The sequence below is a fragment of the Pseudomonas sp. DSV-1 genome (assembly GCF_035830915.1).
Classification (GTDB): domain Bacteria; phylum Pseudomonadota; class Gammaproteobacteria; order Pseudomonadales; family Pseudomonadaceae; genus Aquipseudomonas.
This window is the reverse complement of record NZ_JAYMYG010000001.1, coordinates 1678904-1691575: the sequence shown is the minus strand read 5'-3', so window position 1 is coordinate 1691575 and position 12672 is coordinate 1678904. Positions and strand designations below refer to the sequence as shown.

The 12672-nt window shown below is 59.8% G+C and carries 13 protein-coding genes; 10 read left to right on the top strand and 3 right to left on the bottom strand.

Annotation, left to right across the window (positions count from 1 at the left end):
* Positions 1-46 precede the first annotated feature (46 nt).
* The 10 genes from VSQ83_RS07990 (at position 47) to VSQ83_RS07945 (ending at position 9401) form a co-directional block, all read left to right on the top strand.
* Entirely contained in the window at positions 47-295 is a 249-nt protein-coding gene (locus tag VSQ83_RS07990) for a type II toxin-antitoxin system Phd/YefM family antitoxin (RefSeq protein ID WP_133077157.1), read from the top strand.
* A complete protein-coding gene (locus tag VSQ83_RS07985; RefSeq protein ID WP_133077156.1) occupies positions 295-705 on the top strand; it encodes a type II toxin-antitoxin system VapC family toxin in 411 nt (136 codons plus the stop codon). Before VSQ83_RS07990 ends, VSQ83_RS07985 begins: the two co-directional genes overlap by 1 nt.
* Positions 706-921: 216 nt before the next feature.
* Positions 922-2337 (top strand): cytochrome c oxidase accessory protein CcoG, encoded by a 1416-nt coding sequence (gene ccoG / locus VSQ83_RS07980; RefSeq protein ID WP_133077155.1) that lies wholly within the window; start codon positions 922-924, stop codon positions 2335-2337.
* Between the two features lie 11 nt (positions 2338-2348).
* A complete protein-coding gene (locus VSQ83_RS07975; RefSeq protein WP_326425952.1) occupies positions 2349-2891 on the top strand; it encodes a FixH family protein in 543 nt (180 codons plus the stop codon).
* A gap of 93 nt (positions 2892-2984) precedes the next feature.
* Positions 2985-5435, top strand: coding sequence for a heavy metal translocating P-type ATPase (locus VSQ83_RS07970; RefSeq protein ID WP_219261521.1), 2451 nt, complete (start codon positions 2985-2987; stop codon positions 5433-5435).
* A 19-nt stretch (positions 5436-5454) separates the two neighbouring features.
* A complete protein-coding gene (gene ccoS / locus VSQ83_RS07965; protein ID WP_133077152.1) occupies positions 5455-5685 on the top strand; it encodes a cbb3-type cytochrome oxidase assembly protein CcoS in 231 nt (76 codons plus the stop codon).
* The gene (locus tag VSQ83_RS07960; protein WP_133077151.1) at positions 5678-6361 is read left to right on the top strand and encodes a sulfite exporter TauE/SafE family protein; all 684 of its coding nucleotides are present in this window, start codon (positions 5678-5680) and stop codon (positions 6359-6361) included. Before ccoS ends, VSQ83_RS07960 begins: the two co-directional genes overlap by 8 nt.
* Positions 6362-6566: 205 nt before the next feature.
* Positions 6567-7949 carry an oxygen-independent coproporphyrinogen III oxidase gene (gene hemN, locus VSQ83_RS07955; protein WP_133077150.1) on the top strand — a complete coding sequence of 461 codons (1383 nt, stop codon included), beginning with the start codon at positions 6567-6569 and terminating at the stop codon, positions 7947-7949.
* A 119-nt stretch (positions 7950-8068) separates the two neighbouring features.
* Entirely contained in the window at positions 8069-8803 is a 735-nt protein-coding gene (gene fnr / locus VSQ83_RS07950) for a fumarate/nitrate reduction transcriptional regulator Fnr (protein WP_133077149.1), read from the top strand.
* Between the two features lie 52 nt (positions 8804-8855).
* Complete coding sequence (locus tag VSQ83_RS07945) at positions 8856-9401, top strand: adenine phosphoribosyltransferase (RefSeq protein ID WP_133077148.1); 546 nt, start codon at positions 8856-8858, stop codon at positions 9399-9401.
* A 63-nt stretch (positions 9402-9464) separates the two neighbouring features.
* Here VSQ83_RS07945 and recR read toward each other — a convergent pair whose 3' ends face one another.
* From recR to dnaX, 3 genes are all read right to left on the bottom strand, one after another.
* The gene (gene recR, locus VSQ83_RS07940) at positions 9465-10067 is read right to left on the bottom strand and encodes a recombination mediator RecR (protein WP_133077147.1); all 603 of its coding nucleotides are present in this window, start codon (positions 10065-10067) and stop codon (positions 9465-9467) included.
* A gap of 118 nt (positions 10068-10185) precedes the next feature.
* Positions 10186-10524: a YbaB/EbfC family nucleoid-associated protein gene (locus tag VSQ83_RS07935; protein WP_019826710.1), complete on the bottom strand. Its 339-nt coding sequence runs from the start codon at positions 10522-10524 to the stop codon at positions 10186-10188.
* Positions 10525-10604: 80 nt separating this feature from the next.
* Complete coding sequence (dnaX, locus tag VSQ83_RS07930) at positions 10605-12656, bottom strand: DNA polymerase III subunit gamma/tau (RefSeq protein WP_326425949.1); 2052 nt, start codon at positions 12654-12656, stop codon at positions 10605-10607.
* Positions 12657-12672 lie beyond the last annotated feature (16 nt).

Here is a 12672-nt window from a genome sequence, read left to right as displayed (position 1 = left end):
AAGGTAGTAACGTTTCTACATTGTATTTTCAAGGGAGGAACAGCCCATGTCCGTCACGACCATTTCAAGCCGCGATTTCAACCAGGACACAAGTGGTGCCAAAAAAGCAGCCCAGAATGGGCCGGTTTACATCACCGATCGTGGTCGTCCCGCCCATGTACTGCTATGCATGGAAGAGTACCAACGACTGACCGGACTGAACGCCAGCATTGTCGACCTGCTCGTCATGCCGGAGCCAGCGGTTGAATTCGAACCCGAACGCGCAATCATCACGCCGCGCCCAGTGGACTTCTAATGTTCCTGCTCGATACCAACGTCATCTCTGAACTGCGCAAACCCCAGGCCAATCCCGCCGTGGTGGCCTGGGCCAGCACTGTCCCGGCCTACAGGCTGTACATCTCGGCGATTAGCCTGCTTGAAATCGAAACCGGCATCCTGCGCCTGGAGCGGCGCGACCCTGCGCAAGCCGTACCGTTGCGCAACTGGCTGGACAACCATGTCATCCCTGCCTTTGCCGGACGCGTTCTGTCAGTGGATGGCAGCGTTGCCCGACGATGCGCCCGCCTCCACGTCCCTGACCGCAGCAATGAGAGTGATGCCCTGATCGCTGCCACGGCATTGGTTCACGACATGACCGTCGTCACCCGCAACACGAAGGATTTCGCTTTCAGCGGTGCCTCCCTGCTCAACCCTTGGGAACCCTGATTCAAGGCTGCGCGCAACTCACCCGCTGCATTAAGTCAATTGATCCATGTCATGACTTGTTACAACTCCTATACCAACTTCTTCTTTTCCGGAACGCGACCAAAGGTCGCACCCTTGAGCTAGAGTCACAGGCGTATCATTACGTTACTGCAACACCTTCTGACCGCGGTCGGCATGTACTGACCGAGGCATTTTCCACTGCCGTGGGACGCACTAATGAGCAATCAGATTCCTGTACACGACGTCACTCCGCCTGGCAAAAAAACCACTGAAAGCACCGATCTGTACGCAGCCCGGGAAAAAATCTACACCCGTGCCTTCACCGGCCTTTTCCGCAACCTGCGCATTGGTGGCGGCGCCCTCCTGTTTCTGCTGTATTTCGGCACTGTGTGGCTCAACTGGGGCGGCCACCAGGCTGTCTGGTGGAACCTTCCCGAGCGTAAATTCTTTATTTTTGGTGCCACTTTCTGGCCACAGGATTTCATCCTCCTGTCCGGACTGCTGATCGTCGCCGCCTTTGGCCTGTTTTTTATTACCGTTTACGCCGGGCGTGTGTGGTGCGGCTACACCTGCCCGCAAAGCGTCTGGACCTGGGTATTCATGTGGTGCGAAAAGGTCACCGAAGGCGACCGCAACCAACGCATCAAGCTCGACAAGGCGCCGATGAGCGCCAACAAGTTCCTGCGCAAGCTGAGCAAGCACAGCCTGTGGCTGTTGATCGGCTTTGTCACCGGCATGACCTTTGTCGGTTACTTCTCGCCGATTCGTGAATTGGTCATCGACTTCTTTACCGGCCAGGCCGATGGCTGGGCGTACTTCTGGGTCGGCTTCTTCACCCTCGCGACCTACGGAAACGCGGGCTGGTTGCGTGAGCAGGTGTGCATTTACATGTGCCCGTACGCTCGCTTCCAGAGCGTGATGTTTGATAAAGACACCCTGATCGTTTCATACGACCCCCGTCGCGGCGAACTCCGCGGGCCACGCAAAAAAGATGCGGACTACAAGGCTCAAGGCCTGGGCGATTGCATTGACTGCACCATGTGCGTGCAGGTATGCCCCACCGGGATTGATATACGGGACGGCCTGCAGATCGAGTGCATCGGCTGCGCCGCGTGTATCGACGCCTGCGACAGCATCATGGACAAAATGAACTACCCCCGCGGCCTGATCAGCTACACCACCGAACACAACCTTTCAGGCCAGAAAACCCAGAAACTGCGCCCGCGTCTGATTGGTTACGCCCTGGTATTGCTGACCATGATGGGGTTGCTGGCAGCCGCCTTCTTTACCCGCACACTGGTCGGTTTCGACGTCAGCAAAGACCGCGTGCTCTACCGCGAAAACGCTGAAGGCCGCATCGAAAACGTCTACAGCCTCAAGATCATGAACAAGGATCAGCAAGACCATACCTACGTGCTGGACGCCACCGGCCTGCCCGACCTCAAGCTGCAAGGCAAACGCGAAATCAAGGTCGCGGCCGGCGATATCGTCAGCCTGCCGGTCGAGCTGTCGATTGCCCCCGAGAAGCTGCCATCCAGTACCAACGAGGTGTTCTTCATCCTCAAGGATGCCGACAACAACGACATCAACGTTAAAGCCAAGAGCCGATTCATCGGCCCACAAATCAGATAAGAGAATTCGACATGCCCGCAGCAAAAGCCTCCAGCCCCTGGTACAAGCATATTTGGCCCTGGATCATCATTGCCATCCTCGCCTGTTCGGTGACCCTGACCCTGTCGATGGTCACCATTGCCGTGAACAACCCGGACCACCTGGTTAACGACAATTACTACGAGGCCGGCAAAGGCATCAACCGCTCCCTTGACCGTGAATTGCTGGGCCAGACCCTGCAACTCAAAGCCAGGCTGCGTCTGGACGAGATGACCGGCGAAGTGGTGGTGCTGCTGGAAGGCAACAGCAAGCCCCAGGTTCTGGAACTGAACCTGATCTCCCCGACCCAGCCCGAAAAAGACCGCAAAATCAGCCTGAGCCAGAGCGCTTCGGAGCCAGGGCGCTACATCGGCCAACTGGATGACAAGATCGAAGGTCGCCGCTTCGTCGAGTTGATGGGCGTTGAAGACGGCCATACGTGGCGCCTGTTTGAAGAAGAACTTGTCGGCCACGACAAGGACCTGCTGCTGGGCGACGAGCCGCTGCAAGGCGCTGAAGACCACAACAAGAAGTAACCTCTTCGCGATCAAGCCCGCCGCCACCGCTATGGCAGTGGACTTGATCGCGACGACGTATTTCCCGGCGACACCATATCGCGATAGACCGCCATGACCTCTCCCGTACCCTGCTATCACTGCGCCCTGCCCGTTCCGCCGGGCAGCCGGTTTACCGCCGTTGTCCTGGGCGAAGTTCGCGAGTTCTGCTGCCCGGGCTGCCAGGCGGTGGCTGAGGCCATCGTGGCGGGCGGCCTCGAAAGCTACTATCAGCACCGCAGCGAAGCGTCAGCCAACCCTGACGCCCTGCCCGTGCAACTGGTAGAAGAACTGGCACTGTATGACCGCCCCGACGTGCAAGAACCCTTTGTGCGGCACGAGGGTGAGCAGGCCCAAACCACCCTGCTGATCGAAGGCATCAGCTGCGCTGCCTGTGGCTGGCTGATTGAGAAACACCTGCGAAGCCTGCCTGCCGTGAGCGAAGCCCGGCTCAATCTGTCCAACCATCGACTGCATGTAAGCTGGGACACGGACCAACTGGAGCTGAGCGCCATCCTGAGCGAACTGCGTCATATCGGTTATGCCGCACACCCTTACCAGGCCGATCGCGCCACTGAACAACTGGCCCGCGAAAACCGCCTGGCCCTGCGCCAACTGGGTGTCGCCGGGCTGCTGTGGTTTCAGGCAATGATGGCAACGATGGCCACCTGGCCCGAATTCAATATCGACCTCAGCCCCGAGATGCACACCATCCTGCGCTGGGTTGCGCTGTTTCTGACCACCCCCATTGTGTTCTACAGCTGTGCCCCCTTCTTCAAAGGTGCCATGCGCGACCTGCGCACCCGCCATCTGACCATGGATGTGTCGGTATCCCTGGCCATCGGCGGGGCCTACATCGCCGGAATCTGGACCGCCATCACCGGCGTCGGCGAGCTGTATTTCGACGCGGTCGGCATGTTTGCACTGTTCTTGCTGGCCGGGCGCTACCTCGAGCGCCGTGCACGCGAGCGCACTGCTGCCGCCACTGCACAACTGGTCAACCTGCTACCCGCCTCCTGCCTGCGCCTGACTGACGACGGCCAAAGCGAGCGCATCCTGCTGACCGAGCTTAAAGTCGGTGACAAGGTACTGGTCCACCCCGGCGCGATCCTTCCGGCAGACGGCAAAATTCTTGATGGCCAATCAAGCATCGATGAATCCCTGCTGACCGGCGAGTATCTGCCGCAGCCTCGCTGTATCGGCGACGCCGTGACGGCGGGCACCCTGAATGTCGAAGGCGCCCTGACCATTGAAGTCATGGCCCTCGGCCAGGACACCCGCCTGTCCGCCATCGTGCGGTTGCTGGATCGCGCTCAAAGCGAAAAACCGCGCCTGGCCGAAATTGCCGACAGGGCCGCGCAATGGTTCTTGCTGTTCTCGTTGATCGCAGCGGCCGGGATCGGCTTGCTGTGGTGGCAACTGGATCCATCGCGGGCCTTCTGGATTGTCCTGGCGATGTTGGTGGCTACCTGCCCTTGCGCTCTGTCCCTCGCAACCCCCACTGCACTCACTGCCGCAACCGGCACGCTGCACAAACTGGGTCTACTGCTGACCCGCGGCCATGTGATCGAGGGACTCAACCAGATCGACACCGTGATTTTCGACAAGACCGGCACACTGACGGAAGGTCGCCTGGCGCTGCGGGCCATTCGCCCCTTGAGCGACCTGGACAGCGATCAGTGCCTGGCCCTCGCGGCAGCCCTCGAAAACCGCTCCGAACACCCCATTGCCCGCGCTTTTGGCCGTGCCCCGCAAGCCGCAGAGGAAGTCCACAGCACTCCGGGCCTGGGCCTTGAAGGACGGGTTGGGGAACAGCATTTACGCATCGGTCAGCCGGGTTTTGTCTGCGAGCTGAGCCAGTGCCAGGTCCCGACCATGCCGGATGAACCCGGGCAATGGCTATTGCTGGGTAATGCCGAGGGCGCTCTGGCCTGGTTTGTTCTGGATGACCGCCTGCGCGAGGATGCCCCCGCGTTGCTGGCCGCGTGCAAGGCACGAGGCTGGCGGACGCTGCTGCTCTCGGGAGACAGCTCGCCGATGGTCGCCAGCGTAGCCGCCGAACTGGGTATCGACGAAGCCCGGGGCGGATTGCGCCCGGACGACAAGCTGCAAATATTGCAACAGCTGCATGCGAAGGGGCGCAAGGTGCTGATGCTGGGTGACGGGGTCAACGATGTCCCGGTACTCGCCGCTGCCGATATCAGCGTGGCAATGGGGTCGGCCACGGACCTGGCCAAGACCAGTGCCGATGCAGTACTGCTCTCCAATCGCCTGGGCGCCCTGGTACAAGCCTTCAGCCTGGCAGGACGCACTCGCCGCGTGATCATCGAGAACCTGTTGTGGGCTGGCCTGTACAATGGGCTTATGCTGCCATTTGCCGCACTGGGCTGGATCACGCCGATCTGGGCCGCCATCGGCATGTCGGTCAGCTCGTTGACCGTGGTGCTCAATGCCTTGCGTCTGACGCGCACGCCTGGCGTCGCACCTGCCTGTGCCACGCCACACACCCGCCCGCTTCCGGCCTGACCGGTTGCCTGGAGCCTATATGCCAGCGCTATACGTCATGATTCCTGCGGCCTTGCTGATTGTCGCCATCGCCATCTACATCTTTTTCTGGGCCGTGGACAGCGGCCAGTACGACGATCTGGACAGCCCGGCCCACAGCATCCTGTTCGACGACCAGGACCCGCAACACACCGCAGCGGTCGAAGAAGCCAGGAACCAGCATCCGGAGTCGATCACCGACACCGACAAAAAAACGCCCCCCCATGCTTGAGTTGGCGCCACTGCTGGTCTCGGCCGTCATTTTGGGCCTGCTCGGCGGCGGGCATTGCCTGGGCATGTGTGGCGGCCTGATGGGTGCGCTGACCCTTGCCATCCCCAAAGAGCAGCGCAGCCGACGCTTCAGGTTGTTGCTGGCCTACAACCTTGGGCGAATTCTCAGCTATGCCACGGCTGGACTGCTGCTGGGGATGGCAGGCTGGGCAGTGGCCAACAGCCCCGCAGCCATGTTCATGCGCATCCTGGCCGGGCTACTGCTGATTTGCATGGGCCTGTACCTGGCTGGCTGGTGGAGCGGACTGACCCGGATTGAGAGCCTGGGGCGCGGCCTGTGGCGGCATATCCAGCCCGTGGCCACCCGCTTGTTACCCGTCTCGAGCCTGCCGCGGGCATTGCTGCTGGGTGCGCTCTGGGGCTGGCTACCCTGCGGATTGGTGTACAGCACATTGATCTGGTCAGCCAGCCAGGGCAGCGCGATCGACAGTGCATTGCTGATGCTTGCGTTTGGCCTGGGCACCTGGCCCGTACTGCTGGCCACCGGCCTGGCTGCCGAGCGGGTGACTGCATTGCTGCGTAAACGCAGCGTGCGCATGACCGGAGGGCTGCTGGTCATCCTGTTCGGCATCTGGACCCTGCCCGGCCCGCATCAGCATTGGTTGATGGGGCATTAAATCAAGCACCTTGTAGTCGCTGCCGCAGGCTGCGATGGACTGCGTAGCAGGCCTGGTTTTTGAAGGCCCTGCTGTCCTTATCGCAGCCTGCGGCAGCGACTACAGGGAATAAGCCAAATCACAGCCCTTGATGCAAATCAAGATGCAACATCGACTCACCGCCTAGACTCCTGTGCATTGCCAGCCATCCCAGGGGAATGCCCGCATGCTCGACGCCATTCGTTGGGACCCAGATTTGATCCGCCGCTACGATCTGGCGGGTCCGCGCTACACCTCGTATCCGACAGCGATGCAGTTCAACAATCAGGTCAGCCCGTTCGACCTGCTGCACGCCCTGCGCGAAAGCCGCAAGGCACTGCGCCCGCTGTCGCTGTATGTACACGTGCCGTTCTGCGCCAACATTTGCTATTACTGCGCCTGCAACAAGGTCATCACCAAAGACCGTGGCCGGGCACAGCCCTACCTGCAAAGGCTTGAGCAAGAAATCCAGATGATTGCCTGTCACCTCGACCCAAAACAAAAGGTCGAGCAACTGCACTTTGGTGGCGGCACGCCTACTTTCCTCAGTCACGACGAATTACGCCATTTGATGGCCACGCTGCGTCAGCACTTCAATCTGCTGGACGACGACTCAGGTGATTACGGCATTGAAATCGACCCGCGGGAAGCCGACTGGTCGACCATGGGCCTGTTGCGTGAACTGGGCTTCAACCGGGTCAGTATCGGCCTGCAAGACCTCGATCCAGACGTACAGCGTGCCGTCAATCGCCTGCAAAGCCTGGAAGAAACACGGGCAGTGATCGATGCAGCACGCACCCTGCAGTTTCGCTCGATCAATATCGACCTGATCTACGGTTTGCCCAAGCAAACCCCCGAGGCCTTTGCGCGAACCGTTGACGAAGTGATCAGCTTGCAGCCGGATCGCCTGTCAGTGTTCAACTATGCCCACTTGCCTGAACGTTTCATGCCTCAGCGCCGGATCAATACTAACGACCTGCCCTCGCCTGCCGCGAAACTGCAGATGCTGGAGCGCACCATCGAGCAACTGACGGGCGCCGGATATCGCTACATCGGCATGGATCACTTCGCGCTGCCGGACGATGAACTGGCAATTGCCCAGGAAGAGTCAACTCTGCAGCGCAACTTTCAGGGCTACACCACCCACGGTCATTGCGACCTGATCGGGCTTGGCGTCTCGGCCATCAGCCAGATTGGTGATCTTTATTGCCAGAACGACAGCGACCTGGCGAGCTATCAGCACACCCTGGCCAGCGACCAGCTCGCCACCCACCGTGGCCTGCTGTGCAATCAGGACGATCGCATCCGCCGGGCAGTCATCCAGCAGATCATCTGCAATTTGCACCTGCCATTCGCAGACATCGAGCAGGCGTTCAATATCGACTTCCGTGGATATTTCGCACCTCAATGGCCGACGCTCAAAACCATGGCGGCTGACGGGCTGATTGCTCTGGACGAGCGGCAATTGACCGTATTGCCTGCCGGACGGTTACTGGTGCGCTCAGTGTGCATGGTGTTCGATGCCTACCTGGAACAGCAAACCCGCCAGCGATATTCGCGGGTGATTTAAGGTCGCGAACACGACCTCTACAGCATGAGATGAATGCACCGGTGTGGTGCGGCTGGCCTAGCCTCCCGCACTGGGGTACCCTTGCATCTTATGTGTGTTTTCCTACAAGGATTTAAGAAATGCCCGAGCCAGTAAAAGTGCGCGCTCATAACCAGGCCCACTGCAAGGACTGCAGCCTGGCACCTCTCTGCCTGCCACTTTCGTTGGACCTGGAAGACATGGACGCGCTGGAAGAAATCGTCAAGCGCGGGCGTCCACTGAAAAAAGGCGAGTTTTTGTTTCGCCAAGGCGACACGTTTGGCTCGGTCTACGCCGTCCGTTCTGGCGCATTGAAAACATTCAGCCTGAGCGACAACGGTGAGGAGCAAATTACCGGCTTCCACCTGCCAAGCGAACTGGTCGGCCTTTCCGGGATGGACACGGAAACCTACCCTGTATCGGCTCAAGCGCTGGAAACCACTCCCGTGTGCGAAATCCCGTTCGAGCGCCTGGACGAACTTTCCGTGCAACTGCCCCAGCTTCGCCGCCAGCTGATGCGTGTGATGAGCCGCGAAATTCGCGACGATCAGCAAATGATGCTGTTGCTGTCGAAAAAGACGGCCGACGAACGTATCGCCACCTTTCTGGTCAACCTGTCAGCCCGCTTCCGCGCCCGTGGTTTCTCGGCCAATCAATACCGCCTGAGCATGTCGCGCAACGAAATCGGCAACTACCTGGGCCTGGCTGTAGAGACCGTGTCCCGCGTATTCACACGCCTGCAGGAAAATCAGCTGATCACGGCCGAAGGTAAAGAAGTGCATATCCTTGATCCGATCAAGTTGTGCGCCCTGGCGGGTGGTTCACTGGAAGTCTAAAACGGCTTGAAAGGTTATACTGGCGCGCTTAACGCACGCCAGGACACCTGATATGGTCTTCGACGACTTTTGCCTCAAATCCCTGATCCGCCCGGTAATTGATTTCCCCAAACCGGGCGTCATCTTTCGTGACATCACCCCGCTCTACCAATCGCCCCGCGCCATGCGCGAAATCGCCGACCGCTTTATCGAGCGCTACGTCGAGGCTGACTTCAGCCACATCGGCGCCATGGATGCCCGCGGCTTTCTGATTGGCTCGGTACTGGCTCACCAGCTCAACAAACCGCTGATCCTGTTTCGCAAACAAGGCAAATTGCCCGCTGACGTATTGGCCGAAGGCTATCAGACGGAATATGGCGAAGCGTTTCTGGAGGTTCACGCCGACAGCTTGTGCGAAGGCGACTCGTTGCTGATCGTCGATGACTTGATCGCCACTGGCGGCACCCTGATCGCCGCGGCCAACCTGGTTCGCCGCATGGGCGCCCAGGTATTCGAAGCGGCAGCGATCATTGACCTGCCTGAGCTGGGTGGCTCGCAGCGCCTGCAGGATCTGGGTATACCGACATTCTGCCTGACCGAATTTTCGTTGACCGAGTAATACCGACACTTCACCCGCGGGAGCAGGCTGGCTCCCACGGGCGTCACCCCCCGGCAATCCCAGTCAGAGCGTAATCGGTCGACGCCCCGAGAACGAATGAGCCAGGGTGCCGCCATCGACCAGCTCAAGCTCGCCTCCCAACGGCACACCATGAGCGATACGCGAAGCGATCAGGCCTTTATTGCTGAGCAGTTGAGCAATGTAATGTGCAGTAGCTTCGCCTTCGACCGTGGGATTGGTCGCCAGGATCACTTCTGCAAAGGTGCCCTGCTCAGCAATGCGGGTCATTAATTGCGGAATGCCAATGGCCTCTGGCCCCAGGCCATCCAGCGGTGACAAGTGGCCCTTGAGCACGAAGTAACGTCCGCGATAGCCGGTCTGCTCCACGGCATACACGTCCATCGGGCCCTCGACCACACACAGCAAGGTGTCATCACGGCGCACGTCGGCACACTGGGGGCACAGATCGTCTTCGGTGAGGGTTCTGCACAGACGGCAATGCCCCACGCCTTCCATCGCCTGGGTCAAGGCCAGCGCCAGACGCGAGCCGCCGCTGCGATCACGCTCAAGCAATTGCAGAGCCATGCGCTGCGCGGTCTTTTGACCTACACCCGGCAAGGTACGCAAGGCATCGATCAGTTGGCGAATCAGGGGGCTGAAGCTCATAGGGAAAGGTCCGACAAAACAACGAGACGCGGTTTATACCCGCGGTGCGGGATGACGTCAAATGCCCGTAAAAAAGGCAAAAAAATGCCAGGCTCAGGGCCTGGCATTCAGGAGCGCTTTAGAACGGCAGCTTCATGCCCGGCGGCAGTTGCATGCCAGCGGTCACGCCAGACATTTTGTCCTGGCTGTTGGCTTCGATCTTGCGCACGGCGTCGTTGACCGCAGCGGCGAACAGATCCTCCAGCACTTCACGGTCGTCTTCGCTGACGCCTTCAAGCAGGGCCGGATCAATGCTGACACGCTTGATGTCGTGACGACCGGTCATGACCACAGTCACCATATCGCCGCCGGCCTTGCCGGTGACTTCTGCATTGGCCAGTTCTTCCTGCATCTTGGCCATTTTTTCCTGCATCTGCTGCGCCTGCTTCATCAGGCCGGCCATGCCACCTTTCATCATGGGAATCACCTCAAACGTTATTTGGACAATGCTCCCGCAATCAAAACGACTGCGGGCTGTGAGTTTTTACCCTGGCGTTACTAAGCCTGGGCCTGCGCAACATCGACAGGTTGAATCGTATCTTCCCTCACTGCCGCACCGAACTGTTCGATCATTTGCTGGATCAGCGGATCCGCATAGATCGACTCCTCTGCCAGTCGCTGACGCTCTGCACGAAAACGCGAAGCAGCCTGGGCCGGGGTTTCCTGTTCCGGCTTGACCAGTTCGATAGTCACTTTGAGCGTGCGTTGAGTGTACTGGTTCAACGCCTCGTTGAGTCGGCGCTGCTGGGTCAAGTTAAACAGCGCACTGTGAGCCGGATCCAGATGCAACAACCAGTCATCCCCGTCAACGGCGATCAAGGTGCAATTGGCGCCAATGCTGGCGGTCATGCCCGATACCGGTAATTTGGGGAACATGTTCAGCCATTCAAGGGCCAGCCCGGTGGCAGGCATGGCCGCAGGTAACGGCTCGGGCTCCGGAGATGGCTCGGCCGCATGCTCGCTGGCCAGTTCGTCAAGGTAGCTGTAGGCCGCCGAATCCATGTCCGGCTCGATATAGTCTTCGTCCAGCGGCGGCTCATCGTCGCGATCCATACCCGACAGTGCCGCATCAACCTGTTCCGGAGTCGGCTCGGGGATGGACTCCTCGCTCCACTGCGGCGCATCCGGCACAACGCTGTCTGGCGTAGGCAGGGGCATCGGCGGCAACTCGGGCGGCTCACCGACGGTGTCCAGCACCGACTCAGGCGCAGCCTCGACCTCGATCACCGGTACTGACGGCTCGTTCCAGGGCAAGTCCTTTTCTGGCACGGCAGGCGCCTTGGGAGGCTCCACAGCCGCAGGAGCGATCACGGGCTCTGCAACCTCGACAACCGGCGTGGGCGCAACAGCAGGCGCAATGACTACTGGCGCAACAGGTGTTGCAGCCGCCAGGGTTTGGGCGGAATCAACTGTGGCCTGGCTGATCCCCACTGGCTTTAGCGGCTGACTCGGCGCATTGCCGGTATCTGCCGGGCGGAAGGCCAGCATTCGCAGTATGACCATTTCAAAGCCACCACGCGGGTCTGGCGCCAGCGGCAAATCACGCCGGCCAATCAGGCCCATCTGGTAATAAAACTGGACGTCTTCGGCCGGCAGCGCCTTGGCCAGGGCCAGCACGCGATCGCGGTCGCCGTGACCATTGTCGACGCCATCGGGCAACGCCTGGGCAATGGCAACCCGGTGAAATACGTTAAGAATTTCGGACAGCACGCCATTCCAGTCCGGACCCTGCTCGGCCAGATGACGCACAGCCTCAAGCAGCGCCCGGGCATCGCCTTGGATCAAGGCGTGCAGCAAGTCAAAAACCTGGCCGTGGTCGAGGGTACCGAGCATGGCGCGCACATCGCCAGCCAGGACCTTGCCTTCACCAAATGCAATGGCCTGATCGGTCAGGCTCATGGCATCGCGCATCGAACCATCGGCTGCACGACCCAACAGCCACAGCGCGTCGTCTTCAAATGGCACGTTTTCAGCACTGAGCACGTGGGTCAAATGCTCGACCACACGCTCGGGCGTCATGTTTTTAAGGGAAAACTGCAGGCAGCGCGACAGGATCGTGGCCGGCAATTTTTGCGGATCAGTGGTCGCCAGAATGAATTTTACGTAGGGCGGCGGTTCTTCGAGGGTCTTGAGCAGCGCATTGAACGAATGGCTGGAAAGCATGTGCACTTCGTCGATCAGGTAGACCTTGAAGCGCCCACGGCTTGGTGCGTACTGCACGTTGTCGAGCAGTTCACGGGTGTCCTCCACCTTGGTACGGCTGGCGGCGTCGATTTCGATCAGGTCGACAAAACGCCCTTCATCGATTTCGCGACACACCGAGCACTCGCCGCAGGGAGTCGACGTAATACCTGTTTCACAGTTCAGGCATTTGGCGATGATCCGCGCGATGGTGGTCTTGCCGACGCCACGGGTACCGGTAAACAGGTAGGCATGGTGCAGGCGCTGACTGTCCAGGGCATTGATCAGAGCCTTGAGCACATGGGTCTGGCCGACCATTTCGCGGAACGAGCGCGGACGCCATTTACGTGCAAGAACCTGATAACTCATTGATAACCGTCGCGTC

What these genes read in the sequence shown, in the direction of transcription:
- VSQ83_RS07990 (WP_133077157.1), top strand. Translation starts at nt 47, where the DNA reads ATGTCCGTCACGACCATTTCAAGCCGCGATTTCAACCAGGACACAAGT.
- VSQ83_RS07985 (WP_133077156.1), top strand. Translation starts at nt 295, where the DNA reads ATGTTCCTGCTCGATACCAACGTCATCTCTGAACTGCGCAAACCCCAG.
- ccoG (WP_133077155.1), top strand. Translation starts at nt 922, where the DNA reads ATGAGCAATCAGATTCCTGTACACGACGTCACTCCGCCTGGCAAAAAA.
- VSQ83_RS07975 (WP_326425952.1), top strand. Translation starts at nt 2,349, where the DNA reads ATGCCCGCAGCAAAAGCCTCCAGCCCCTGGTACAAGCATATTTGGCCC.
- VSQ83_RS07970 (WP_219261521.1), top strand. Translation starts at nt 2,985, where the DNA reads ATGACCTCTCCCGTACCCTGCTATCACTGCGCCCTGCCCGTTCCGCCG.
- ccoS (WP_133077152.1), top strand. Translation starts at nt 5,455, where the DNA reads ATGCCAGCGCTATACGTCATGATTCCTGCGGCCTTGCTGATTGTCGCC.
- VSQ83_RS07960 (WP_133077151.1), top strand. Translation starts at nt 5,678, where the DNA reads ATGCTTGAGTTGGCGCCACTGCTGGTCTCGGCCGTCATTTTGGGCCTG.
- hemN (WP_133077150.1), top strand. Translation starts at nt 6,567, where the DNA reads ATGCTCGACGCCATTCGTTGGGACCCAGATTTGATCCGCCGCTACGAT.
- fnr (WP_133077149.1), top strand. Translation starts at nt 8,069, where the DNA reads ATGCCCGAGCCAGTAAAAGTGCGCGCTCATAACCAGGCCCACTGCAAG.
- VSQ83_RS07945 (WP_133077148.1), top strand. Translation starts at nt 8,856, where the DNA reads ATGGTCTTCGACGACTTTTGCCTCAAATCCCTGATCCGCCCGGTAATT.
- recR (WP_133077147.1), bottom strand. Translation starts at nt 10,067, where the DNA reads ATGAGCTTCAGCCCCCTGATTCGCCAACTGATCGATGCCTTGCGTACC.
- VSQ83_RS07935 (WP_019826710.1), bottom strand. Translation starts at nt 10,524, where the DNA reads ATGATGAAAGGTGGCATGGCCGGCCTGATGAAGCAGGCGCAGCAGATG.
- dnaX (WP_326425949.1), bottom strand. Translation starts at nt 12,656, where the DNA reads ATGAGTTATCAGGTTCTTGCACGTAAATGGCGTCCGCGCTCGTTCCGC.